General features: G+C 68.2%; 20 protein-coding genes. 10 read left to right on the top strand and 10 right to left on the bottom strand.

Annotated features, from left to right (window positions below; all coding sequences use genetic code 11):
* The first annotated feature begins 15 nt into the window (after nucleotides 1–15).
* From IT361_00550 to IT361_00535, 4 genes are all read left to right on the top strand, one after another.
* Complete coding sequence (locus tag IT361_00550) at nucleotides 16–2,247, top strand: PBP1A family penicillin-binding protein (protein MCC6316146.1); 2,232 nt, start codon at nucleotides 16–18, stop codon at nucleotides 2,245–2,247.
* On the top strand, nucleotides 2,244–3,599 hold the full coding sequence (locus IT361_00545) for an amidohydrolase family protein (GenBank protein ID MCC6316145.1): 1,356 nt from the start codon (nucleotides 2,244–2,246) through the stop codon (nucleotides 3,597–3,599). Before IT361_00550 ends, IT361_00545 begins: the two co-directional genes overlap by 4 nt.
* A gap of 62 nt (nucleotides 3,600–3,661) precedes the next feature.
* Nucleotides 3,662–4,609, top strand: a complete 948-nt coding sequence (locus IT361_00540; protein MCC6316144.1) for a branched-chain amino acid transaminase — start codon at nucleotides 3,662–3,664, stop codon at nucleotides 4,607–4,609.
* 163 nt (nucleotides 4,610–4,772) lie between these two features.
* Nucleotides 4,773–5,348, top strand: coding sequence for an HNH endonuclease (locus IT361_00535; protein ID MCC6316143.1), 576 nt, complete (start codon nucleotides 4,773–4,775; stop codon nucleotides 5,346–5,348).
* A gap of 225 nt (nucleotides 5,349–5,573) precedes the next feature.
* On the opposite strand, the gene IT361_00530 is transcribed toward IT361_00535, so the two are convergent.
* The 8 genes from IT361_00530 to IT361_00495 all read right to left on the bottom strand — a co-directional run bounded on the left by IT361_00530 (nucleotide 5,574) and on the right by IT361_00495 (nucleotide 12,709).
* Nucleotides 5,574–6,239: a hypothetical protein gene (locus IT361_00530; GenBank protein ID MCC6316142.1), complete on the bottom strand. Its 666-nt coding sequence runs from the start codon at nucleotides 6,237–6,239 to the stop codon at nucleotides 5,574–5,576.
* Nucleotides 6,239–7,984, bottom strand: a complete 1,746-nt coding sequence (locus IT361_00525; protein ID MCC6316141.1) for a BamA/TamA family outer membrane protein — start codon at nucleotides 7,982–7,984, stop codon at nucleotides 6,239–6,241. The genes IT361_00530 and IT361_00525 overlap by 1 nt, the downstream gene beginning before the upstream one ends.
* A gap of 152 nt (nucleotides 7,985–8,136) precedes the next feature.
* Nucleotides 8,137–9,531, bottom strand: a complete 1,395-nt coding sequence (locus IT361_00520; GenBank protein ID MCC6316140.1) for a sigma-54-dependent Fis family transcriptional regulator — start codon at nucleotides 9,529–9,531, stop codon at nucleotides 8,137–8,139.
* 3 nt (nucleotides 9,532–9,534) lie between these two features.
* On the bottom strand, nucleotides 9,535–10,092 hold the full coding sequence (locus IT361_00515) for a hypothetical protein (protein ID MCC6316139.1): 558 nt from the start codon (nucleotides 10,090–10,092) through the stop codon (nucleotides 9,535–9,537).
* A 65-nt stretch (nucleotides 10,093–10,157) separates the two neighbouring features.
* On the bottom strand, nucleotides 10,158–10,904 hold the full coding sequence (locus IT361_00510; GenBank protein ID MCC6316138.1) for a hypothetical protein: 747 nt from the start codon (nucleotides 10,902–10,904) through the stop codon (nucleotides 10,158–10,160).
* 15 nt (nucleotides 10,905–10,919) lie between these two features.
* Nucleotides 10,920–11,204 (bottom strand): hypothetical protein, encoded by a 285-nt coding sequence (locus IT361_00505; GenBank protein ID MCC6316137.1) that lies wholly within the window; start codon nucleotides 11,202–11,204, stop codon nucleotides 10,920–10,922.
* 3 nt (nucleotides 11,205–11,207) lie between these two features.
* Nucleotides 11,208–11,489: a hypothetical protein gene (locus tag IT361_00500; GenBank protein ID MCC6316136.1), complete on the bottom strand. Its 282-nt coding sequence runs from the start codon at nucleotides 11,487–11,489 to the stop codon at nucleotides 11,208–11,210.
* Nucleotides 11,489–12,709: a HAMP domain-containing histidine kinase gene (locus IT361_00495; protein ID MCC6316135.1), complete on the bottom strand. Its 1,221-nt coding sequence runs from the start codon at nucleotides 12,707–12,709 to the stop codon at nucleotides 11,489–11,491. The genes IT361_00500 and IT361_00495 overlap by 1 nt, the downstream gene beginning before the upstream one ends.
* 586 nt (nucleotides 12,710–13,295) lie before the next feature.
* Between IT361_00495 and IT361_00490 the strand changes: the two genes are divergently transcribed.
* The 4 genes from IT361_00490 to IT361_00475 all read left to right on the top strand — a co-directional run bounded on the left by IT361_00490 (nucleotide 13,296) and on the right by IT361_00475 (nucleotide 16,827).
* Nucleotides 13,296–15,011: an NYN domain-containing protein gene (locus IT361_00490; protein ID MCC6316134.1), complete on the top strand. Its 1,716-nt coding sequence runs from the start codon at nucleotides 13,296–13,298 to the stop codon at nucleotides 15,009–15,011.
* Entirely contained in the window at nucleotides 15,008–15,625 is a 618-nt protein-coding gene (locus tag IT361_00485; protein MCC6316133.1) for a DNA-3-methyladenine glycosylase, read from the top strand. Before IT361_00490 ends, IT361_00485 begins: the two co-directional genes overlap by 4 nt.
* Nucleotides 15,626–15,836: 211 nt before the next feature.
* Nucleotides 15,837–16,241, top strand: a complete 405-nt coding sequence (locus tag IT361_00480) for an FKBP-type peptidyl-prolyl cis-trans isomerase (protein MCC6316132.1) — start codon at nucleotides 15,837–15,839, stop codon at nucleotides 16,239–16,241.
* Nucleotide 16,242: 1 nt separating this feature from the next.
* The gene (locus IT361_00475) at nucleotides 16,243–16,827 is read left to right on the top strand and encodes a peptidylprolyl isomerase (protein MCC6316131.1); all 585 of its coding nucleotides are present in this window, start codon (nucleotides 16,243–16,245) and stop codon (nucleotides 16,825–16,827) included.
* Between the two features lie 200 nt (nucleotides 16,828–17,027).
* Here the strand turns inward: IT361_00475 and IT361_00470 are convergent, their stop codons facing one another.
* Nucleotides 17,028–18,293, bottom strand: coding sequence for a hypothetical protein (locus tag IT361_00470; protein ID MCC6316130.1), 1,266 nt, complete (start codon nucleotides 18,291–18,293; stop codon nucleotides 17,028–17,030).
* 26 nt (nucleotides 18,294–18,319) lie between these two features.
* Nucleotides 18,320–21,421, bottom strand: coding sequence for a SusC/RagA family TonB-linked outer membrane protein (locus IT361_00465; protein ID MCC6316129.1), 3,102 nt, complete (start codon nucleotides 21,419–21,421; stop codon nucleotides 18,320–18,322).
* 315 nt (nucleotides 21,422–21,736) lie between these two features.
* Between IT361_00465 and IT361_00460 the strand changes: the two genes are divergently transcribed.
* Entirely contained in the window at nucleotides 21,737–23,245 is a 1,509-nt protein-coding gene (locus IT361_00460; protein ID MCC6316128.1) for an amidohydrolase family protein, read from the top strand.
* 126 nt (nucleotides 23,246–23,371) lie between these two features.
* Nucleotides 23,372–24,652 (top strand): PD40 domain-containing protein, encoded by a 1,281-nt coding sequence (locus IT361_00455; GenBank protein MCC6316127.1) that lies wholly within the window; start codon nucleotides 23,372–23,374, stop codon nucleotides 24,650–24,652.
* Nucleotides 24,653–24,661 lie beyond the last annotated feature (9 nt).

Genomic DNA, 24,661 nt, shown 5'->3' with positions numbered 1-24,661 from the left:
ACCTTCGACTTCACGATGCGCCGCGTCCTCGATCGCCTGACCCGCTGGTTCCGCCGCACGCCCGCTCGGCGCTCCGGCCCTTCGTGGTTCGCGCGTCATCCACGCCTGACCCGGGGTGTCGGCCTGGCCGTCGTCTTCTTCGGTTGCTTTGGCCTCGGCGGCGCCATCGGGGCGTGGACCCTCGTCTGCCGAAGCAATCGCTGCCCCGCAGTCACGGTCCTCGACAGCTACCAGCCGAGCCAGACGTCCAAGCTCTATGCCGTGGACGGCCGATTCGTGGCGGAACTGGGGATCGAGCGGCGGACGCTCGTGCAGTATGACGACATTCCGCCGGTGGTGCGCAACGCATTCGTGCAGACGGAAGACAAGCGCTTCTTTTCGCACGGCGGGATCGACTGGCTGCGCATTCCGGGGTCGATGCTGGCCAACCTCCGCCAGGGGGCGTTCGCCGAGGGGTTCTCGACGATCACGATGCAGCTGGCGCGCAACGTGTTCCCTGATCAGATCTCGCGCGAGCGTTCGGTTTCGTTAGGCAGCCTGGTGCGCAAGATTCGCGAGAGCCGCGTGGCGATGATGATCGAGGCGCGGTACCCCAAGCAGAAGATCCTCGAGTTGTACCTCAACCAGATCAACCTCGGCTCCGGGGCGTTCGGCATCGAGACGGCGTCTCAGCGCTACTTCGGCAAGTCGGTGCGGGACCTCAACCTGGCGGAGGCGGCGACGCTCGCGGCCATCCCCAAGGCGCCGACGCGCTACAACCCGCGCCGGTATCCCGATCGGGCCATCATGCGGCGCAACACGATCATCGAGCTGATGCGCCGCCAGGGCTCGATTTCCGACGACGACGCCTCGCTGGCCAAGGCCTATCCGCTGCAGCTCGCGCAGCGCACCGAGAGCGGTGACGTCGCCCCGTATTTCGTCGAGTGGGTGCGCCAGCAGCTGGAGAAGAAGTTCGGCGAGCGGTTGTACGACGAGGGACTTCGCGTCTACACCACGCTGGACCTCGACCTGCAGACCGCCGCGGACCGTGCCCTCGAGACGCAGATGCGCACCATCGAGTCCGGCAAGTACGGCAAGTACTCGCACACCACGATGGAGCAGTACCTCGCGCGCGGCGGCGGCGCGCAGACCTCCGCCAACCCCGAGTCGCCCTACCTGCAGGGAGCCTTCGTCGCGCTGGATCCCCGCACCGGCGCGGTCCGCGCCCTGATCGGCGGGCGCGACTACGACGACAGCAAGTTCAACCGCGCCACGCAGGCGCTTCGGCAGCCCGGGTCCACGTTCAAGCCGATTGTCTACGCCACCGCGGTGATGAACGGGCGGGCGCCGGCGACGGTATACGATGACTCTCCGATCGCATTGCCGCAGGTCGATGGTTCGATCTGGAGCCCGCGCAACTACGACGGAAAGTACGAGGGGCCGATGACGATGCGGACCGGGTTCGCCCAGTCGCGCAACATTGTCGCCATCCGCGCGGGCATGGACGTGGGCGAGAGCGCGGTGATCCAGATGGCCCGCGCCTTTGGCCTGCAGACGTTCATCCCGCCATACCCATCGATCTTCATCGGTTCGGCGGACGTCTACCCCATCCAGCTCATTGCCTCGTATTCCACGTTCGCCAACCTCGGCATGCGCTCGACGCCTAACGCGATTCTCCGCGTCGAGAATCAGCGGGGTGAGGTGCTGTGGAAGCCCGCGTATCAGTCCGAGGAGGTCATGAGCCCATCGGCGGCCTGGCTCATCGTCGACATGATGAAGGGCGTCGTGCAGCGTGGCACGGCGGCGGGGAGCGTGTGGGGCGCGGGCTTCCACGTCCCGTCGGGTGGCAAGACCGGGACGACCAACGACGGCGCCGATGTCTGGTACGTGGGGTACACCGCTGACCTCGTGGCCGGTGTCTGGATGGGCTTCGACGCGCCAAAGAAGATCATGCCGAACGCGCAGGGCGGGCGCCTCGCGGCGCCGGCGTTCACGCAGTTCATGCTCGAGGTGTACCGGCGCAAGCCGGTGCCCCCGGACTGGCCTCGGCCCGATGGTGTGGTCTTCGCGAGCACGTGCGGCGGTCCGCTCCAGGCTGGCGACTACTTCCTTGCCGGCACCGAGTCGGCGGCGTGCGCGGCCAATCCGTTCCAGATCCAGCCGCACGTCGACACCGCGGCGGCGCGTCCGGCCGCGCTCCCCGTGGCCCCGAAGCCGCAGGCCAAGGCCAGGAGCGACTCCACGAATCCGTTCAGGATTCCGCGATGATCGATCGTGTGTACGTGGCGCGATGGGTGCTGCCGATCGCCACCGCGCCCATCGCCCGCGGTGCGGTCGCCATCGAAGACGGACGCATCGTGTGGGTCGGGCCGGTCCAGGAAGCACCGCCCGGCCCGCGCATCGACCTTGGCGACTGTGCGCTCACGCCGGGGCTGGTCAACGTGCACGCGCACCTCGAACTCACACCGATGCGTGGGTGGCTCGAGGATCTTCCGTTCAGGCAATGGATCCTCCGCCTGACGAAGACGCGCGAGGCCACCATGACGGAGGCGCGTCGGTTGGCGGCGGCACGGGTGGGCCTCGCCGAAGGGCTGCTGGCGGGGATCACGACCTGGGCCGACGTGAGCGACTCGGGCGTTTCGCTCGACGCGATGGTCTCAATGGGCGTTCGCGGGATCGTCTTCAGGGAGGTCTTTGGCCCCGATCCCGCGCAGTGCCCCTCGGCGATCGGGGCACTGCGCACGCAGGTCGAATCGATGCGGGCCCGTTCGACGGACCTCGTCTCGGTCGGTGTCTCGCCGCACGCGCCGTACACGGTGAGCGACGCGCTCTTTCGGGCGACCGCGTCCCTGGCGCTCGATGACGGCTACCCGCTCACGGTCCATGTGGCCGAGGGTGCTGCCGAGGATGCGCTGGTGCGCGCAGGCAGCGGGGAGTTTGCCGAGGCCTGGCGTGCCCGTGGAATCGCGGTGTCGCCGCGCGCCCGATCGCCGATCGCGCTCCTGCACGACACGGGGATCCTGGTCACGCGCCCGTTGCTGGTGCACGCGGTCCGAGCGGACGCGGCCGACGTTGCCCTGGTGCGGGACAGCGGATCCCGCGTCGCCCACTGCCCGGCCTCCAACGCCAAGCTGGGCCACGGCATCGCGCCACTGCTGGAGCTGCGCGCGGCCGGAGTCCCGGTGGGGCTCGGGAGCGACTCGGTGGCGAGCAGCAACCGTGTGGACCTGCTGGACGAGGCGCGAGTGGCGGCGTTCCAGCAGCGGGTGCGACTGGGGCGACCCGACGCGCTCTCCGCTGGCGAGGCGCTGCGCATGGCCACCCTGGGTGGCGCCGAGTCGTTAGGCATGGGCCAGGCGATCGGTGCGCTGGTGCCGGGGCTGGCCGCGGACCTGGTGGCCTTTCCGCTCGACGGCGTGGGTGACGTCCCGGTGCATGCCCCCGAGCCGGCCCTGGTGTTTGGTGCGGCGGGTCGGCGGGCCCGGTTCGTGACCGTGGCCGGGCGCGAGCTGGTGCGCGATGGGGCTTTGCTGGCCGATATCCGCGCGGACGTGGCCGTGGTGCACGAGGCCGCGCTCGCCCTGGCCGAGCCCGTGTTGGCTGCGTCCGCGGTTCGGTAGGGAGCGCCGCCGCGCCTGCCCTTGCCGGCGTGCGCTGTGTAGTATTCGCGACGGAGAATCCCATGGCCGACCCTGCTTCGGGCAAGACTCAGAAGATCTGGCGCGATGGCGAGCTCGTGAACTGGAGCGACGCGACACTCCACGTCATGTCGCACGTCGTTCACTACGGCTCGTCCGTGTTCGAGGGCATCCGGTGCTACCAGACGCCCTCGGGCGGTGCCGTGTTCCGCTTGCGGGAACACATGCGCCGGCTCCTGGATTCGTCCAAGATCTATCGGTTTCCGCTGCGCTACTCCGTCGACGAGCTGGTGCAGGCGACGGTGGATACCGTGGCCGCCAACGACCTTCGGGAATGCTACATCCGCCCGGTGGTCGTGCGGACGGGCGAGCAGATGGGGTTCTACCCGGTGGGTGTGCCCGTGGAGTGTTTCATCATCTGCTGGAAGTGGGGCGCCTACCTGGGTCACGAGGCGCTCACCGAGGGCGTCGACGTGCGGGTCTCGAGCTGGCGACGCGCGGCGCCGGACACGTTTCCGGCGATGGCCAAGGCCGGCGGGAACTACATGAATTCCGGCCTTTCCAAGGTGGAGGCCAAGCAGGACGACTACAGCGAAGGCATCATGCTGGACTCGTTCGGCTTCATTGCCGAGGGCAGTGGCGAAAACCTCTTCCTCGTTCGTGATGGTGTGCTCTACACCTCGCAGATCGCCAACGGCATCCTGCACGGCATCACGAGGGACACGGTGATGCGGCTCGCCCGCGACATGGATCTGGAGGTCCGTGAAGCGCAGTTGCCGCGCGAGATGCTCTACCTCGCGGACGAGGCGTTCTTTACCGGGACGGCGGCGGAGATCACGCCGATTCGCTCGGTGGACCGTCTGCCGGTCGGGGCAGGAAAGCCCGGCGAGATCACCCGCCGGATCCAGCAGGAGTTCATGGGAATCGCCAAGGGGCGGCTCCCCGATCGTCATGGTTGGCTGACCCCGGTACCCGTGAGCGTGCCGGCATGATCACGACCGGCGCGTTGGGTCGCCCACACTCAGCAAGCGAGCGTGCAAGCAGGGCCCTCATCAGGGGTGGCTGGAGCAGTCCGCGTGCAGTGCGCGGTGCTGGTGTCTGCTCCCGTCCCATGGCATTGGACGGGAGTTTCGTTTTCAGGGACAGGAGGTCCCGGTGCTCGTAGGCTGTCTCGCACTCAATGCATCGTTCGAACCATTGACCATGGTTCCGCTCAAGCGTGCCCTGCGCCTGGTGATCGATGGCAAGGCGGAGATCGTCGAAGCGGATACGGGCAAGGTGATGCGCAGCGAGCGGCTGACCCTCCCGCGCCCTTCGGTCATTCGCCTGACACGATTCATCCACGTCCCACGGAAGTTCCGGCGGCAGGTTACGAATACGTTCCTGTTTGCGAGGGACGAGTACACGTGCCAGTACTGCGGCCGCGCGGCGTTCGATCTCAAGCCGCGTGAGGCCCTGACGCGCGATCACCTGATTCCGTTGTCGCGCGGCGGCACGAACGAGTGGACCAACGTTGTCACGGCCTGTTCGTCGTGCAACACGCGCAAGTCGAACCGGCTCCCGAGCGAAATCGGGATGCACCCGATGCATCCGCCCGTCGAGCCGCACTTCGTGCACCTGAGCTGGGCGGTGCGTCGCCTCACGCCGATCCAGTCGCGCTACATCCGCATGTTCTACGGCGCCGAAACACTGCGCCGGCTCGAAGGATTCGAGCGCCGGGCGCACGGCTGAAGGTCGCATCGGGCGGCGGCGTCCGCCCGATGTCCCGCAACTGCACCGGATCCGTCAGGGATCTCCGGCCGCACACCCCCGGGGCGGCGCAGGCAGATGCGGCGTCGCGATGCGCAGCGTCTGTACGAGGAAGCTTCGGGCCCCGGACGGCGACCGCCACCCGTCGTGACGTTCCAGGACTACCGGTGGGTCGCCCTCCGCATCAGCCCGGCTCGGGCCAACGATCTAACGGTCGGGCACCGGGACGGTAAAGCGCGGGCTCCGTGCCTCGAGCGTGCGCCGCTCACCGCCGAGCAGCCGGGAGACCAGCGTGCGCGCGCCGCGCCCGAGCGCCGTGCCGGGGTTCCTCTGCCCGCGCACCGCCGGCCCGAGGTCGCCACGGACCCAGCGCACCAGCTCGTCGAGATCGCCCACCGACATCATCTCGAGCGTCAGCGTGACGTTGTAGTACAACCGCGCTCCGGAAGGCGGAGGCCGGAACACCGGGCGGTAGGCACGCTCGACTTCCGCTGCTGCCGAGGTGTAGTCGCGGAACACGCCGAGGCTGCTCACCGAGTCGCCGGTCACGCGCACCGCCTCGAAGGTTCGCCCCATCGGGTCGTAGCGCACGCCGAGGTCCCACTCGACCGCGCGCAGCATGCGGTTGAACAATCCGCCGGTCGTCCACAGCTCAACGCGGTAGTGCAGTCGCGCCGGAAAGCCATGGTCCATGAGTTCGCGAATGCGGCGATCGTCCAGCACATGGCTCGCGCGCACGAGCGGCCCGACCTCGCCCACGGAATCGCGGGGAGGCAGCGTGACCAGCAGCGCCGGGCGCTCCTGTGCCGCGCCGGGTGGCGCGGCGAGCAGGAAGGCGATGGCCGCGAGTCGTCGGAACCCGGCGCCCCTCACTAGAACCGCGGGCGCAACCGAATGAAGAAGTTGACCGGCGCCCCGGAGTGCGACAGCGACTTCGCCAGATAGAGCCCCAGGTCGTCCAGCACGAGGCCGATGCCGACATCGGTCCGAAACGTCGACAGCCTGGGGAACGAGGACTTCGCAAACGTGCGACCGCCATCGGGCGTCCCGACGAGCCAGCCGCGACCGGCATCGGCAAACACGACCCACTGCGTGCCACGGCCCCACCCGCGCCGCCGCCAGTGCCGATCCTCGTCGAGGATGCCGAAGGGGTCGAGGTCGAGATCCCCGCGGAACTCGACCTGCGCGAGCGCAAACCGCTCGCACTCGCCGGGCGTTCCCACGGGATTGAGGACGCCGGCCACGCCGTAGTTGCCGCACGTCAGGTAGTCCACCGCCGCCGGATCGTTGCGAAGCTCGAATCGCCGGAAGTCGTAGCCCGGCATGTTGGCGGGTCCGCCGAGCGAGAACCGGCGCTGCAGGGGCAGATCGTCGCCGCTCAGCCATCCGCCGGCCGCGACGCGAACGTTGAGCTGGGCGTTGGGCGCCACGCGCGTGTAGCGCCGCAGATCAAGGAGCAGGCGGTCGTACGTGGTGCGGCCGCCCTCCGTTGCCGTGCGCACGCCGGACGACGTGGCGCCGTAGTGCCTGATCGTGCCGTTGCCCAGCTCGTATTCGGCGGTGAGCAGCCACCCCGACCACGGGCTGCGATCGTCGTTCCGTGAGTCGTAGCGACCCGTGATGCCCAGCAGGTGGAACGAGGCGTCGTCCATCTGCGGATTGGCGCGCCACTGGTCGGTATCACGGAACAGGGTCCACGGATCGCGCGTGTCGCGCGCCGCCCAGCGCTGCTGAGAAAACGAGATGCCAAGGTCCGCGCCGCGGCCGGAGAAAGCCGAGGCGTAGACGGTACCGCCGAGCCGGTTGTAGTAGTCGCGGTAGTCGCGGTGCAGGAAGAAGGACGCGAGGCCGACCTCGGAGTCGCTGAGCTGCCAGGGTTCCACGGCGTCCACGACGTCGAAGTGACGGATGCCAAGGCGCACGCCCTCCTCGCGCCCCACTCGCACCTCGACTTTGGCGGTGTGGCCGATGTTGGCCGGTGTCCACTCGAACCGATCGGCGCTGCGAATGATGCCTAACGCGTCCACCGAGACCCGCCCCCAGTCCATCTCACGTCCGAACGCCGGGCCCACCTGAATCGGGAGGCCTTCGACACGGTTGTAGGTGCGCGCCGACACGAGCCGGATGTCGCCCCAGCCGCGGTCACGCCAGCGATCCTGCCGCTGCCACCAGCGAAGGCCCTCGTCCGCGTCGTCGTCCACGCTGCGCCGCGTGATCAACTCCCCGTCGCGGCGAAAGGCGAGACGCGCGCTGTACGTCCTGATCGTTCCCGAGACCTCAGCCAGTTCGCGACCGACCACGCTCCCACCGACGACCAGGATGTCGCCATTGACCGACCCGCCGCTTACCAGCTCCACCGTGGCGTTGACCGCCACGATGCGACCGGTTACGCGGCCGGCGATGGTCAACGGACCACCGATGACGGCAAGATCCCGCGCTACCTCCTCACCGGCCTCCACCCGCAGCCGGCCATCCACGCGACGCGTGCCCGATGCATTGAAGACCCTGATGACCTCGTCGGCGACTTCCGTCGGCAGGGCCCGCTGGTCCAGCGACTGCGCCCCGGCCGTCGACACGACCATCAGGCTCAGGCTCGCCACAGTCCGCACGATGCGCATACCAGCTCCCGTAGGGTGAACGACCGTGGCGCGTTGCACGCCGCGTACCACTTTCAACCATGTGAGGCGACCGCCTGTGGGGCAATGACTTCCACGCGCGTCGGCGAGTCCCGCGGCGCAGGAGGTGTCCGCGCCCGGGGTCACCGTCCGTGTCACCCCGTATGCGCGGAAGCGCTCTCCGGTGCGATCTCGAGGCGCTTCATCCGCCGATAGAGATTGGGACGGTCGGTCTGCAGCCGGCGGGCCGCTTCGGCGACGTTGCCGCCTGCGGCGGCCAGCGCGCGCGTGATCAACAGTCGCTCGTAGTCGTCGAGCAGGTCGCTCAGCGGGGCATCGAATGTCTCGCTCGACGCCGGGACGGCCCGCACGGAGTCCGGCGTCTCGGCGATCGCGATCACCCGTCGCACGTCCTCGGCGGCGATGCGCTGACCGGGGTGCAGGATGATGAGGCGCTCCACGATGTTGGCCAGCTCACGGACGTTGCCGGGCCATCGGTAGCGCTGCATGAGCAGGAGGGCATCATCGCCCCACTCCGGAAGGACGCGGCCGGTGCGGACGCGGGTCAGTGCCGAGAAGTGCCTGACGAGAAGCGGAAGATCGCTGGCCCGCTCCCGCAGGGGCGGAAGGGCAATCGGGATGACGTTCAGGCGAAAGTACAGGTCTTCTCGGAACGCGCCGTCACGCGACGCCCGCTGCAGATCCTTGTTGGTGGCCGCGATGAGGCGCGTGTCCACCGGGATCGGCTTGCCGCCGCCCACGCGCTCCACCTCGCCGGCCTCGATCGCGCGCAGCAGCTTGGCCTGCGCTTCCTGCCCGAGGTCGCCGACCTCGTCGAGCAGCAGCGTGCCGCGATGGGCGAGCTCGAACTTGCCGATGCGACGCTCAACGGCACCCGTGAACGCGCCGCGCTCGTGGCCGAACATCTCGCTTTCCACGAGGTCGCGCGGAATCGCCGCGCAGTTCACCCGGATGAACGCGCGGTCGCGGCGTGCGCTCGCCTGGTGCACCGCCGCCGCCACGAGCTCCTTTCCCGTTCCCGACTCCCCGGTGATGAGCACGCGCGAGTCGGTGGGCCCCACGCGGGCGATGAGCGCACGCAGCTCCTGCATCGCCTCACTCATGCCCACCATCTCGCCGGTGAGGCCGAGGTCCGCGCGCAGTGACGCAGCCTCGCGCTTCGCCTCGCGGAGTTCCAGCGCCGAGGCGAGGGCGAGCATCACGACTTCGGGGGACAGCGGCTTTTCGAGGAACGTGAAGGCGCCGAGCCGGGTGGCCCGCACGGCATCGCTGAGTCCCGCCTTCCCGCTCATCATGACGACCGGCAGGTTCGGGCATCGTTCGCGGAGCGCGGTCAGCGTCGCGATGCCGTCCATGTCACCGGGCATCATCAGGTCCACGAGCGCGACGTCCGGCTCGCTGTCCGTCGCGGACGCCAGGCCAGCGCGTCCGTCCGCGGCCTCTCGCACCTCATAGCCTTCCGCGCCCAGCAGCGCGCCGACCATGCGGCGGATGTTGGGCTCGTCGTCGACGATGAGCACGGTCGGCACGGGTTACCTCAGCTTCTCCTCAGCGCGCGCCTTGAGTGGCCACTGCTCCACCGGGTTCGGGGCGGGCAGCGCCTTCAGGTCGGCCAGCACCTTGTTGGTGTAGCGCTGGCCTTCGGAGATCCGTTCGACCTCGATGGCCACGGCGTCCATGGCCTGCTCGATGCGATCGAAGCGCGGCGTCGGGTCGGCGGTGGGGTCCACGCGGGGACGCGGCTCCAGGCGTCGCGCGATGAGCCGCACGATGGGCAGGCCCAGGGCGACGAGCACGGCCCCCGCGAGTCCCATCTCGAGCAGGCTCTGCACGCCGGCCGGGATGTCATTGGGATCCGGCGGCACGAACGGTGGCTGCGTGGTGCCCGGGAACGGCTCGCCGGTGATCAGGCGATCGAGCTGTTCCTGCAGGGACTCGAGGCGATCGGACGCCGCGGAGATCTGGTCGTTGATGACATTTTCGCGCGCGTCGGACGTGCCGGGCACGAGCTGTCCCGTCAGGTCGGCGATCTCTTTCTTGATGCCGGCAATCTGCGCCTGGACCAGTTCGATCGCTCGTTCCTGATTCATGGTGGCGAGTCCCTGTGCCGGTGCTGCAGGGGGAACCGGTGGGGTCGGCGCGGTCGTTTGCACGATCATTTCTGGCCTGAGGAACGAACCGGGAGGGCTTCCCGTTCGGCAGCGGCCGGCCACGACTCGGCGGGTGCCGGCGCCGGGAGTGTTCGGCCTTCGTTGAGGACCTTCGTGGTGTAGCGCTGGCTTTCGGAGATGCGCTCGACTTCGATGGCCACGGCCTCGATCGCCTGCTCCATGCGCCCGAGCCGCGTACCGAGGTCACTGGGGAGCGGCGCTCGCTCCTGGCGCTTTTCGAACCAGCGGACGACGGACCGGATGAGCACGATGGAGACGATCGTGATCGCGACCGTTCCGGTGAGCCACTGCACCATGTTGCGGACGTCGGGAGGGATCGCCGGACGTTCGGCCGGCGGTGGAACGCGAATGCTCCCGGTGCCTTGCGTGGCCAGTTCGTCGTAGCGCAGCTGGAGCAGCTGCATTCGTTTGGCCGCCGCGTCGAGCTGCATGCTGAGAGCCTGCTCACGGGCGTTGGACAGGTCCGTGGTGAAGCGGTTCGTGAGCTGCTCGATCTCGGCGCGCGCGGCGGCGATCTCGCCCCGCAGCGCGTCGAGCATGGCCTGGCGCTGTGCGGCACCCGTGACGATCACGGGCCCGTCCGGGCCCACCGAAATGACGGGTCCGGTGCCGACCCCCTGGCCGAGCGCGATGGGAGGGCCGTCGGGACCGGTGACGACCTGCGCCACCTCGCGAACCGTGTGTCGCACGCCATCCCTGATCTCGCGCCGTACGTCGTTCTGCGTTTGCACTCTGGCCTCCATCGGTCAGGATCGCGGGATCTCGCGCGGGAGCGCCGCGGGCTCCGGTGCCCGCTCGGCGAGTACGCGCGTGACGAACCGCTGGCCCTCGGCCACGCGTTCGACTTCGACCGCGATGGCGTCGATGGCCTGCTCGATGTGCGCGAGCCGGTCGTGCACCTGGTGGTCGACCGGTGCGCCGATATTGCTGCGGTCCATCTGGCGGACCCTGGCCCGGATCCACGGGATGCCGATGCCCATCACGATGACCGTGAAGAAGAACATGCCGGGGACCAGGATGTCCGCGTCCATTGCCTAACGCCTCGGTTCGCTGGTGGGGAGATGATGACCCTGTTCCGCGCGCTCGGCGAGCAGGCGCGTGGTGAATCGCTGGGCCTCGGCGATCCGTTCGATCTCGACGGCCATGGCATCGATCGCCTGTTCCATGCGTTCCAGCCGCATCGCCGCATCGCGGGAGGAGCCTGGCAGGCCCTGCGTCTCGAGTTCGAGGCGGCGCTCCTTGTGTCGCAGCACCGTACGCACGACGGAGGCCGCGGCAAAGAAGAAGGCGATCGGAACGAGGAACTCGGGTCCCATCAGCGCATCCTGGGTGAGGAGGGCTCGGTGTCGGCGTCGGCCGGCAGCTCCATGATGATACGCGCTCCTTCGCCCGGCCGGCTTTCGGCGCGGACCGACCCGCCGTGGGCGCGCACGGCCTGTTCGGCAATGGCGAGGCCCAGCCCGGTCCCGCCCGCCTTGTGGGTCACGTACGGCTCCCAGATCGTGGCCATGTGCTCGGGGGCAATGCCGGCGCCGGTGTCGGCGACCTCGATACGGAGGCGGGTGCCCTGGTGCGTCGCGCTGATGGCGATCGTCCCTGCGTTGCCGCACGCGTCGACGGCGTTGAGCACGACGTTCATGACCGCACGCTGCAGCGCGTCGTGGTAGCCCCGGATGCGGGGGAGGTCGTCGTCGAGTTCCAGACGCAGTGCGAGGTGCGAGGGCACGCAGGCGCTCGCCGTCGCCCGGAGCAGCTCGGCCACGTCGACGTCCGATCGTTGCCCGTCGGGGAGACGCCCAAACTGCGCAAAGCTCCGGGCCATGCGGGCCAGGCGGGCCGTTTCTTCCTCGAGCACGCGGACGCTTTCGTGCAGGGAATCCGGGGCCGCGCGTTTGACGGTCGCGATGGCCAGCTGCATCGGAGTGAGTGGGTTCTTGAGCTCGTGAGCCACCCGTCGCGCCGTTTCGCGGAACGCTACGAGTCGCTCGGCTTCAACGGCGCGCTCGCGGCCAGCGGCGAGTTCCGTGCTCATGGCGCGCATGCGCTGGCGCAGCGTCTCGAACTCGGGCGCTCCCCTTGCGGTACCTGCGGTCGGTGGCTGCATCCCCTGTTCGATCATCTCCGTCCATCCGACGAGTTCGTGGATCGGCCGGCTCAGTTGCCGGCTGAGGTGCCCGGCCACGCGTGAGGCGACGATCCAGAGCAGCACGAGCGCTGCGATTGCGACTGCGATGACCACCGGCGCAAACCGGCGAGCCACGAAATCCAGCCGGCGCGCCTGCACGACCGAGGCATGCAACTCCCGTTCGTGGGTCGCGAGCGCCTGGCGCTGGGCGTCGCTGAGCGGTGCATCGCGCACCGCTTCGCTGGCACGTTCGCCCGACGCTGCGACCCGCTCCCACGCCGCCCCCGCCGCCGCGAACGGCAGCGCACGCCACACCGCCACCGTCCACGCCCCCGTGAGCACTGCGGCCGGGAGCAGGGCGAACATCGACAGGACGAGGAACAGCCGCTTCCTGAAGTCCAGTGGCTTCACGAGCGCCCTACGCGAGGTGGGGAGTGTTGTTTCGACACGTGCCGGGGGGATGGGCGCGTGAGCCTGCGGCGCCTGGTGAGAAGGTAGGCCGCTGTGGGAGGCGTGATAAGCGTGTGCGGGTCCGCGCGCGGCCCTTCGCGACGCGGTGGGCTGGCGGCCATTCGCGCGGGCGGGGACCGCGCGGGGGTGCCGCGGTCCATGGCGAGGGTCACGTCGCGGAGATCCTGCGGTCCGGCGGCCCAGGTGCGGACCGATTGCCAGGCGGGGTGGACGCGCCGCAGGGAGCCCCCACTGGTACCGTCCATCGCAAGCCCATATGTTGTAAGGCGTTGCCCAGTGCGCGGCTGTCGGATTCCGACACTCGCGCCGGTTCGCAGTGCGACATCGGTGTCTCCGTGATAGGCGCGGGGAGTCGGTGCGCGCGCGGCGGCCGTGGGGAGCAGGGATCTCGACGCTTCGGCGCAAGTCGTTCCGGCCCTTCGAGTCCCGCGTCGTGATCGGCGTGTCTACGTGTGCCGCGCCGCTGCCGACTGATTCACGAGCTGGTGCCCATGGGGGGTGCCGCGCACACCATCATCCGAACGACATGCAATCCCGTTCCACTCGGCATGGCGCCCCGCGCTCGCCGATCGCCCCGTTGCACCGGGGCCCACAGGCCATGACGGCGGGGTATGGCGCCCCGACCCAGCACGCCCCCAACGCCGCGCTGCTCATCGACTTCGACAACGTCACGATGGGCATCCGCTCCGACCTCGCCGGGGAACTTCGCAACCTCCTGGGCTCCGAGATCATCAAGGGCAAGGTGGCCGTGCAGCGCGCGTACGCCGACTGGCGCCGCTATCCGCAATACATCGTGCCGCTCGCCGAGTCGTCGATCGACATGATCATGGCGCCGGCCTACGGGTCGTCGAAAAAGAACGCGACCGATATCCGGCTCGCGGTGGACGCGATCGAACTCGTCTTCACCCGACCCGAGATCGGGACCTACATCCTGCTGTCCGGCGACTCCGACTTCGCCTCGCTGGTCACCAAGCTCAAGGAGTACGGCAAGTACGTCATCGGCGTCGGGATCCGTGAGTCGTCGAGCGACCTGCTCGTCATGAACTGTGACGAGTACTACTCCTACAACGCCCTTGCCGGCCTCGTGAAGCAGAGCGACGAGGAAGTGGTGAAGTGGGATCCGTGGGAGCTGGTCGTCGAGGCGATCGGACGGATGCAGAAGAACGGCGACGTGATGCGTTCCGACCGGCTCAAGCAGGTGATGCAGGACATTGACGCATCGTTCGACGAGAAGAGCGTTGGCCACGGGTACTCCAAGTTCTCGCGCTTCGTGCAGGACGCCTCGGAGAAGGGGCTCGTGAAGATCACGAAGCTGGAGAACGGTCAGCTCGAAGTGTCTCCCAGCGAGGGCAAAGGCGCGACGACCCCTGCGGCTCCGGCCGATGCGTCGCGTCCGGCCGCGTCGGCGAACGGCGAGTCGTCGCGTGAGGAGCGGCGGGATCGACGCGGTCGTCGCGGTCGCGGGCGGGATCGTGATCGCGACCGTGATCGCCCCGGTGCCTCCGCGGAGCGCGCCGCCCCTCCCACCGGTGAGTCGACGTCCGCGGCGCAGCCCGCGCCGAACCCGCCGGCGGCTCCGTCCGCCGCGCCCGCGCCCGCGCCGTCGCGAAGCGAGAGCCGTGATGCCATCGGTCGCAGCGGTGAGCGCCTGACGAGGCAGGAAGCCTTCGATCTCGTGCGCAGCGCCGCCGGCGCCCTCGTGAGCGGCGACGATGCCGCTCTCTCCAGCGACGTGCGCCAGAAGGCGTTTGCGCTCCTCGGCCGCGATTCGGAGTCGCTCGGTGAGCGCAACTTCCATCGCATTCTGCGCGATGCGCACGACGCCGAGGTGATCGACCTGCGCCGTCGTGGCGATGACTACGAGGTGTCGCTGCCGGCCAAGGCGGCGAGCGTGGCGGACCAGGTGAAGGCGGCCGAAGCCGCCGCGACACCCGCGCGTCCGGCGCCAACGTCGCCGAGTACCCCGCGAGGCATGGGTCCGCGCGGCATCCCGGCTCGTCGAGGCGCGGCGGGCCCGCCGCCCGACCTGCTGCTCGTAGGCGTCGTGGAGGCCCCGCCCGCACCCGCGCCTGACGTCTCGAGCGCGCCGGCGGCGGCAAAGCCCGCGACAAAGAAGGCCAAGGCGCTCCCCAAGACCAAAGCGGTGCGCAAGGACGCCAAACCGACCGAAGCGCCCAAAGCGGAAAAGAAGCCGCCAAAGGCCAGGCCCAGGGCCGCGAAGAAAGCGGCCGCAGGCGCATGACATCACGCCACGCCGCGCCCCAAGCGCGGCGTGCGCGTTTCGGGCCTCCGCTCCCGCCGGCGTTCTACGATCGCGACGCCGAGCTCGTGGCGCGCGACTTGTTAGGCATGGTGCTGGTGCATCGCACCGCCGACGGGCGATGTGCCGGACGCATTGTCGAGACCGAGGCGTACCTCGGGCCCCACGATCCCGCGTGCCATGCGGCGGCCGGGCGCACGCCGCGCACCGAGCCGCTGCACGGACCGCCCGGCACCGCGTACGTGTACTTCATCTACGGCATGCATTGGTGCTTCAACGCCGTGACCCGTGAAGAAGGCTACGGCAGCGCGGTGCTCATCCGGGCGATCGAGCCGCTGATCGGGTTGCCGCTCATGCGCCGTCGTCGCGGCGCCGTGCGCGAGCGCGACCTGGCCAACGGGCCGGGCAAGCTGTGCCGCGCGCTCGACATCGACCGGCGACACAACGGAGCGCGCCTCGACCGCGGCCCGCTCCGCATCGTGGCAGGCACTGCCGTGGCGGATCGCGACGTGATCGTGACACCGCGCATTGGCATCAGCAAGGCGGCGGACTGGCCCCTGCGATTCGTCGTGGCTGCGTCGCAGGTTTCGCGCTGACAGCGGCGCGGTTGAGGATCCTTGCCGTGCTGGACTTCCCTCGCGTCCGCTCCTAGACTGCCCCAACCTTCTTCGCTGCCCCCCCATGCTGCTCCAAGCTCGTCTCGTCGCGATCGGTGCGTTGTCGGCTCTCGCCGGTGGTTGCGCCATCGGCGGTCCCAAGGGACCCACACCGCCACCCGTGCAGGGCAAGGAGCGCACGCAGTTCACGATGCGCTACATCGATGTTGTGCAGGGCACCGGCGCCGAGGCCGCCCCGGACAAGTGCTACTATGTGCACTACACGGGCTGGCTCACTGACGGCAAGAAGTTCGATTCCTCGCGTGACACCGCCAGCAACGGACAGCCGCGTACCCCGCTGCCGTTCCAGCAAGGGCGCCGCGCGGTCATCCCGGGGTGGGATCAGGGTTTCGAGGGTATGAAGGTCGGCGGCCGCCGCCGGCTGATCGTTCCCTATCAGCTCGCGTACGGCGTGCGGGGTCGCCCGCCAGTGATTCCACCGAAGGCGACGCTCATCTTCGACGTCGAGCTCATGGACGTACGCGATGGTCCGCCGGCGCCAGCGCAAGGTACGCCCCCCGGAACGCCACCGGCTCGCTGCCCCGCCTGGTCCTGACATGCGTCTCGCCATCATTCCCGCGCTAGCCGCCGTTGTCGGGCTGACCTCCTCGCTCCAGGCCCAGCAGCTCCCGCACGTCATCTTCCGTACGGAACGCGGCGAGATCGAAGTCGAGATCGATACCGTTCGTGCTCCCATCACGGGAACCAACTTCCTGCGCTACGTGGACGGGGGGTTCTTCACCAACGGTTCGTTCTATCGCGTGGTCCGTGCCGACAATCAGCCGACGGACTCGATTCGCATCGACGTTATCCAGGCCGGACAAAGCCGCGAGAAGCGAGGGCAGGGCTTCCCTCCGATCGAACTGGAGCGAACGTCGGTGACGGGGCTCAGCCACCTCGACGGAACCATCTCCATGGCACGCGCGGGACCCAACACGGCCACGTCGAGCTTCTTCATCTGCCTCGGTCCGCAGCCCGCGCTGGACTTTGGTGGCAAGCGGAACCTCGACGGGCAGGGCTTCGCCGCGTTTGGGCGCGTCGTGCGCGGGCTCGACGTGGCACGGCGCATCCAGGGCGAACCGGCCAACGCACAGAATCTGGTGACGCCTGTGGTGATCCTTGGCGCCGATCGCGTGAAGTAGCGCGATAGTCATCGTCGCCGACGTGGCGGAGACGATCCCGCGTGCCGCGTGAGCACTTGGCGGACTGGCCCACCAGGTGACGCCGTCGTCGGACCGGGCGACAAGTATGCAGCAAGGCCGGCGTGGCAGACCATGTTTGGATACAAGACGGGGCGAGATCATGCGATCTCGCCCCGTCGTTGCCTGGTCGCGACTCCTCGCTACGGATTCATGTTCGAACAGGTTCGCGCCGTGGGATTGGCCTGCTCGGAGAGCGTCAGGATGAAGACGACCTCCGAACCGTAGCTGACGCCGGCCTTGTACTGCCCCTTGGGCCACGTGGCAGCTTCGGCGCGTCCGTATTGACGCAGCAGGCGCCGCAGGTCGCCCATGCGGTGGCCCGTGCCGTAGAGCCAGAAGGCACGCTCGCGGAAGAGCAGGTTGACGCGTGCATCAAAGCTGCCCGGATCAGCGAGTGGCGTCATCGTCGGCGCGCGAAGCGCGTTGAGGATGCCCAACCATCCGGTGCCGGTCGGCGAGGAATCGTTGCGGTTGGCCTGCAGCGCGGCCTCGGCTTCGATCAGGCGCGCCTCGATGCCGGTGACCATGGGAATGGACGACGCCTGACCGGAGTACTTGCCGAAGATCGCGACGCTGGTCACGCCGTCCGTGCCGACGCCGTTTGGCGTGGTCGGGATCCTCGGGTCTGCGGCACTCACGAAATCGAGGCCGTTGCCGCCCTCACGGTCGGACACCGTCGCGGTCTTCAGGTTGTTTGCATTCCAGATCAGGTTGATCTGGTTGGTCACCGACAGCGTGGCCTCGGCGTTGTAGACGTAGTTCGTCGGGACTCCGGCCACGGCGGCGGCTGCCTGGGCGTACTGTCCGCGGTTCAGCAGGGCACGACCGCGGGCCACCTTCGCCAGGTTCAGCACGCGCGCGCTGTCCGCCGCGTAGACCAGCGCCGAGTCGAAGTTGGAAATGGCGACCTTGAGAATGCTGTCGCTGGTCAGCGGGCCGCTGAAGGTGGCCACGGTTCCGCGCACGTCGGTGAGCGGCGTGCCGTTGCAGCTGGTCTCGCCGATGAACAGCTCGGCCAGGCCCTTGGTGGCAAACAGCTGACCGATGCGTGCCCGCGGTGTGGGCGCGAACTGCTTCCTCGCATCGATGGCCTGTGTGGCCTGCGTGCGAACCCGATGCATCAGGATCGGTCCGTATTCGTTGAACGTCAGGGATTGCGTGCGGAAGTCGATGTCCGCGAACGAGGTGAATGCCGTGGCGAGCTTCATCTCGTCGCTGAAGACCGCCGTGTTGTAGGCAAACGTCATGAACGGCGACATGATCGAGGCGAGCGCACCGGTCGTGAGGGCCTCGGCACCCGCCGCGTTCGCGAGCTGCTCCGGTTGGACGACATCGGGGGAGTTCACGTCGGTCAGGGAGGAGCAGCCGCTGGCCACCAGAAGGCCGGCAATTCCGAGAAACCGCATGGAGGTATGAGTCATGGGTCGGCGCCTCACAGTCCGAGGGAGAGACGCAGGATGAAATACTTCGGGAGCGGGGAGACCGGGTTGTCGTACCCGAGATCCCACACGGTGCCGAAGTTGCCCGTGAGGTCCGGGTTGGCGGTGACCTCCGGGTCGAGCCCCGAGTAGTCAGTCCACAGCGCGAGGTTGCGCGCGCTGAAGGTGAGCGTGGCCGTGCGGTTGCCCAGCAGCCGCTTGAGGTTCCGCGTGGCGTCCCACACCACCGACGCTTCGGCCCAGCGCGTGAACGTGCCGTCTTCGGCATAGCCGGCATAGGTCAACGTCGACCCGGCAAATCCGGCGTAGGGCGCCTGTTCGGCGACCGAGGCCTTCGGGTCGTTGCGCGCCTTGCAGGAGCCAAAGCTCGCGCACTTGTTGAGCTCCGTAAAGTTCGTCTGGATGTAGTTGCCCTTGTAGACGAACATCGAGCTCAGGCGCAGCGCTCCGTTGAACAGCGTCAGGCTTGGCGACACCGTGAGCAGGTCCGTCGGGTTGGTCACACCGATGAAGGTGATCGAGTCATCGACCTGGACCTCGCTGATCTGCAGGACGCCGTCGTTGTTGGCATCGTTGTAGCCGCGGATCTTGCGATCCCACATGCCGAACAGCGGGTAGCCCTGCACGAACTTGATGAAGCGGTCTTCCGGTGGCCGAAGGCTGGAGTCGAGTTCGAGGAGCTTGGAGTGGTTGATCGACCCGTTGATCGACAGGTCGAGCTGCGCGCCGCCGGCGTTGAACACCATGGCGTTCACGATGCCCTCGACGCCGCGATTGCGTACGCGGCCCACGTTGTCGAGCTGGCCCGTGGCGATGAGGCCCGCCGAGCGCGGGTAGGAGCGCTGTACGAGCGCGTCGGCGCTCTTCTTCTCGTAGGCCGTGGCCTCGAGTCGGATGCGGCCATCGAAGAAGTCGATGTCGAAGCCGCCTTCGAGTTCGGTCGTGCGTTCGGGTGCCAGGTCCGGGTTGCCAAGCGTCTGGAGCTGCGCGCCGGAACCGGTGGTGCCGTTCACGAACACCGTGGCGAGTTGCAGGCGCGTCAGGGCGGCATCTGCCGGAGGTTGCACGCCGGATGAGCCAAAGGCGGAACGGAAGCGGAAGCTCGAGATGACCTTGGTCTTCGGGAACCAGTCTTCGCTCGACACGAGCCACGAGACGCTGGCCTTGGGGTAGTAGGCCGTCTTGAAGTTCTTGCCGAACGTGCTGGCGCCGTCGGCACGCATCGCGCCCGTCACGAACAGACGATCGTTGAGCGAGAACTGCTGCTCCACATAGCCGCCGGCGACGACGGACTGGATGGTCGCTTCGCTGTTCTGCACCGTGGCCGCACCGGCGAGCGTGCTCGATCCCGGCGGCAGGTTGGTGCCGATCGCCGTCGTGATACCTCGATCACGCCGATTGTACTGCGCCCCCACCGACGTCTTGGACACGAGGGACGGTGCGAGGTTGAACGTCGCCGTGCCGCCAACGTCGCCGGTGAAGAGGATGGTGCTCGAGCGCGCGTCGAGACGCCGACCGAGGCTGGGCGCCACCGACGTCCCGCCCTCGCCACGGCGCTGCAGGTTGTCGGAGAAGTTGGAGCTGGCGTCGATGCCCACGGTCGCGCGCGTCGACAGCCACGGCGTCGGCACGAAGTTGCCATTGGCCGAACTCGTGATGCGGAAGAGTCGCTCGGCGGCGCGCGTTGCGAACGTTTCGCCGGGACGACGCTGGTTGCCCCAGCCGTCGTACGCATCCTTGAAGCCACGACCCCACGCCGCGTCGGTGAAGATCGTGTTGGTCGGAATCTGGCTGCGCTGGAACTGGAGACTGTTGGAGATGTTCAGGTCTGTCTTCGGGCCGAGCATCGCCGAGGCGTTGGCACGCAGCGCCGTGCGGTTGAGGTAGTTCGGATGGATCTGCTCGTCGGGAACCTTGGCTCCCCCACGCTCGGCGCTGATGCGCTTGATCTCGGAGTCCGAGAGCTCGAGGTAGCCCCGTTCACGCTCCCAGTCGCTGCCGACGAAGTAGCGCAACTGCTGCGCGCCGCCCGAGACCTGCGCGCCTACCTGGCGGCGATTCCCCGTGCCCACCGGCGAGCTGATGGCATCGGCCATGGGATTCCAGCGGCTCACGCTGTCGACGGTGCATTGTCCGGCCGCGCGCGCGAGGTTCACGCAGTTGACCTGCTGACCCGCCGCGTTCCGCCCGAACGCGTAGTAGTTCTCGTTCCACTTGGTCGGGCCCGGGATGAGGCCACCCTCGCCGTAGAAGTTCCACTTCGGCGCGCCGGCGACGCCACGCTTGGTACGAATCACGATGACGCCGTTGGCCGCGTCGGTACCGTAGAGCGTCGCGGCTGCGGGCCCCTTCACAATTTCGAACGACTCGATTTCCTCTGGATTCATCGAGGTGACCGAGCCCGCGGTCCATCCGTAGGACTGGATGTTGGTACCACCGCCGCTGCCGGCGCCCGTCGTGTTGTCGACGCGGGTACCGTCAATGATGATGAGCGGGTTATTGGGCTGCGAAAGCGAATTGAATCCGCGGATGCGAATGCGCGGCGATGAGCCGGTCACGCCGGCGTTGGCAAACGTGAGCAGTCCGGCGACGCGGCCCTGCAGCATGTCCCCCACCGACGTGATGGGGGAACCGATGACGAGGGAATCGGCGCGCAGCGTGGCGACGGCGTTGCCGATCTCGACCTTGCGCTGGTCGCCCGTTGCGGTGACGACCACCTCTGAGAGCTGCGACGCCGTGCGTTCGATGGCAAAATCGACGGTGGCCTCACCGTTGTCCTGAACGGTGACGTTGGCCGTCTTCGGCGCGTACCCGAGCATGCGGGCCGTGAGCGCGTGGGCTCCGGCAGGTACCTGCGTGATGACATAGCGGCCGCCCTGGTCGGCGACGGCGCCAAGCCGCGTGTTCGCGATCACGACCTGTGCCCCGGGAACGGGCTGGCCCGACGCCTGGTCGGTAACCCGCCCTCGGACGGTACCGGCGCGATTGCCGCGTTCAGCGAACACGGACTCGTTGAAGTGGGCGGCCCCATTGAGGGCCGGCGGTGATCCCAGCGCCATCGGGAGCACCAAGGCGGGGAGCAGAGACAAGTGCATGCGTCCTCCAGGACGGTTGAGGCCTCACGGGCTTGGACTCGACACGGTGTGGTCTTCCGCCGCGACGCAAGGCCGCCGCGAAGATTGGTGGCGTACGGCACAGGGTCAAGCCGCTGACGCAGCGACACCGTCAGAGGGCTGTAGGAGTCCGGTGCGAGCCTGCCCGCACATGCTGCCGACGACGTGTGACGAACCTCGCGGTCGCGCTTGCCGCGGTTCTCCGCTCATGAAGACGACGTTGCTCAGTCAGTGACCCCGTGCGGTCCGCTGAGCGAGCGTCCATCTTCCTTCACCCGTCTCCTCCGAGGTTCGCATATGCTCTCCGTCCTCGCTGCCTTGCCCGCGGCCGCCATGATCGCCGCGTTGACGGCGCCCGCGACGCTTCTCGCGTCAGCCCCTCAGCCCTGTGGCATCGCGATCGTCGGTGCGACAGTCATCGATGGCAACGGTGGAGCGCCGCTGGCTGACGCCACGGTCATTGTACGCGGCGGGAAGTTCAGCGAGGTCGGGAAGCGCGCCGAGGTGAAGGTGCCCGACTGCGCGCAGAAGGTGGACGGTGCCGGCAAGTACCTCACGCCGGGCTTCGTGGACACGAACGTGCATAACGCGATGCCAGCGAGTGCGGCGGAGTACGCCAAATACTGGGACAAGCTGTCGGACATCGCGATCGAAGGCGCGCAGATGCACCTCAAGTACGGCGTGACGTCGATGCGCGATTCCTACGGGACGATGATGCCGCTGCTCGCGGCGCGCGATGCCATCAGGAGCGGCAAAGCGATCGGTGCCCGAATGTACGTGGCCGGAAACATCATCGGTTGGGGGGGCACCTTCTCGAAGACGTTCCGTGGCCGCGACCCCGAGACGTACTACGAGGAGTGGGTCAACGATCAGATCACCCAGGGCGCCGGCGAACTGATGCCGTGGTTCGGCCCGGATTCGCTGCGCGTGATCGTCAACAACTACATCGACAAGGGCGTGGACTTCGTGAAGATCGGGGGCACGTCGCACACGCACACCGACCCCGGGCTCGTCTTCTCCGAACGCCAGTTCAAGGCGATCGTCGACGCCGTGCACGCACGTGGCCTGATGGCCGAGACGCACTCGACGACACCCGAGGGCATGTACATCGCCCTGACGTCCGGGATCGATCTCATCCAGCACCCTGAGGTCGGTGGCGTGCCGATCCCCCAGGAGATCCTTACGCTGCTCGACGAAAAGCGGCCGTTCTGCTCGATTCACGGCAACAACCACGCGGGCCGTGCCTATCAGATGGCGCAGTCACGGGGCGCGGGGGCAAACCGGGCCGGCGCCGGCGGCGCGAACAACGAGCCGACCGAACTGCGGAACTGGCCCAAGCCACGGATGACGGAAAAGATGATCGAGGACTCGATCCGGGCCACCAATTCGCGCGTCATGCGCGGCAACGCAGAGAAGATCGTGAAGACGCGGTGTCCCATCACGACCGCGACCGACAACCAGGTGACGCAGGCCATCGAGTTCTCGCGGGACCCCAACCAGTGGGGCCCTCGCCAGCCGGGCGTGGGCACCCTCGCGTCGATCGAATCGCTGGTGGACTTCGGCATGACTCCCGGCCAGGCCATCGTCGCCGCGACGAAGAACGGCGCGCGGGCGCTCCCGCATCGCATGGGAGAACAGCTCGGCACCATCGAGCGTGGCAAGATCGCGGATCTGGTGATGCTGGACGCCGACCCCCTGGCCGACATCAAGAACATCCGCAAGATCCGCATGGTGATGAAGGACGGCGCGATCATTGATCGGGACAGGCTCCCGCTCAATCCGATCATCTACAAGCGGGCCGGGTAGGGTATCGTGGTCGGGTCCGCCTTTCGAGAGGCTCGGACCAGGCACGACCCCATGCCCGTCACCTGCGTGTTCCCCCTGTTACGTCTTCCCCGTTCGGGAGCGAGCCTGACTCCTTCACCGCCCGCCATGCGCGCCAGACTCCTCAGCATCGGAGCCCTTGGGCTCCTCCCCCTGTGTGCTGCGGCCCAGGGGCCGAATCCCGTCAACCTGTGGCTCGTTGACGTACGGTGGAACGGAAACCGGCTGGCGTTAGGCGAACCCGTGAAGCTCACGAAGGACAATGGGGCCAGCCAGCCCGCCTTCTCCCCCGACGGTCGGAGCGTCGTCTTCTCGGCCCAGCGCGACACCGGCGCTCAGGCGCAGAGCGACATCTATCGGATCGACCTCGCGACCGGCCTCGAAACCCGGGTGACCTCGACGCCGGAGAACGAGAACTCCCCGACGATCAATGCGAGGGGTGAATACGTGGCGGTTCGCTGGCGCCCGGCCACTCTGTTCCGCGAGTTCGGGCCGTGGGTGTATTCATCAGACGGCGTGCCGGCGCGCGGCGTCCTTCGTGGCCCCGACACGACGGGGTACTACACGCCGCTCGCCAACGGCGACTACGCGCTCACGCGGCCCAAGTCAGCGAGCTTTACCATCGGATTGTTCAGCGCGTCCACCGGGACCATCGTTGACGTGGACAGTGGGGTGCCGGCGTTGCCTCCACAGCTCGTGCCGGGTGCGCGAGCGTTGAGCTACGTGCGCATCGACACGGCCACGGCGCGACACGAACTGCGGCGCGTCGACCTGGCCACGCGTCGCACGTCCAGTCTCGGACCCACGGTTCCCGGACGCACGGTACACATCTGGCTCCCGCAGAACGAGACCATCGTCATGGGCAAGGGCAACGCGATCTACGCCCGCGCGGTCGGGGATCGCGAGTGGCGCCTGGTGGCCCGATTCGCCAACCTGGAACTCCGCAACATCTCGGCGTACGCGGTGAGTCCGCGGGGCGACCAGATCGTCCTGACGTCACCCAGGCGCCTGGCACTCGCCACGGTGATCCGGGATTCGCTGGAGGCCGGGATGGCGGGTGTCGACGCCGTCGCCATCGCGAGCGCCATGCGCGCCGCGGCTGACCCTGGCAGCCTCGATGTGACCGAAGGTTCACTCATTGCCGTGGCGGACGAGCGGCTCCAGCGCAAACGCGCGGCCGATGCGAGCGCCGTGTTGGCCTTCGTCACCACGATCTTTCCGGAGTCATGGCGCGCGTTCGAGCGGCTCGGCGACGCGCACCGGGCGCAGGGGGCGCGCGACGCGGCACAGGCGGCGTATCGCAGGGCACTGGAAGTGAACCCGCGGTCTACCGATGCGCAGCGCTCCGCCGCCGAGTCGGTGCAGCGCAAGCTGGCGGGTCAGCCGTGAGGGCCCGAG

This window comes from Gemmatimonadaceae bacterium, from assembly GCA_020846935.1.
Lineage (GTDB): Bacteria > Gemmatimonadota > Gemmatimonadetes > Gemmatimonadales > Gemmatimonadaceae > RBC101.
This window is presented reverse-complemented; position numbering and strand designations above follow the sequence as displayed.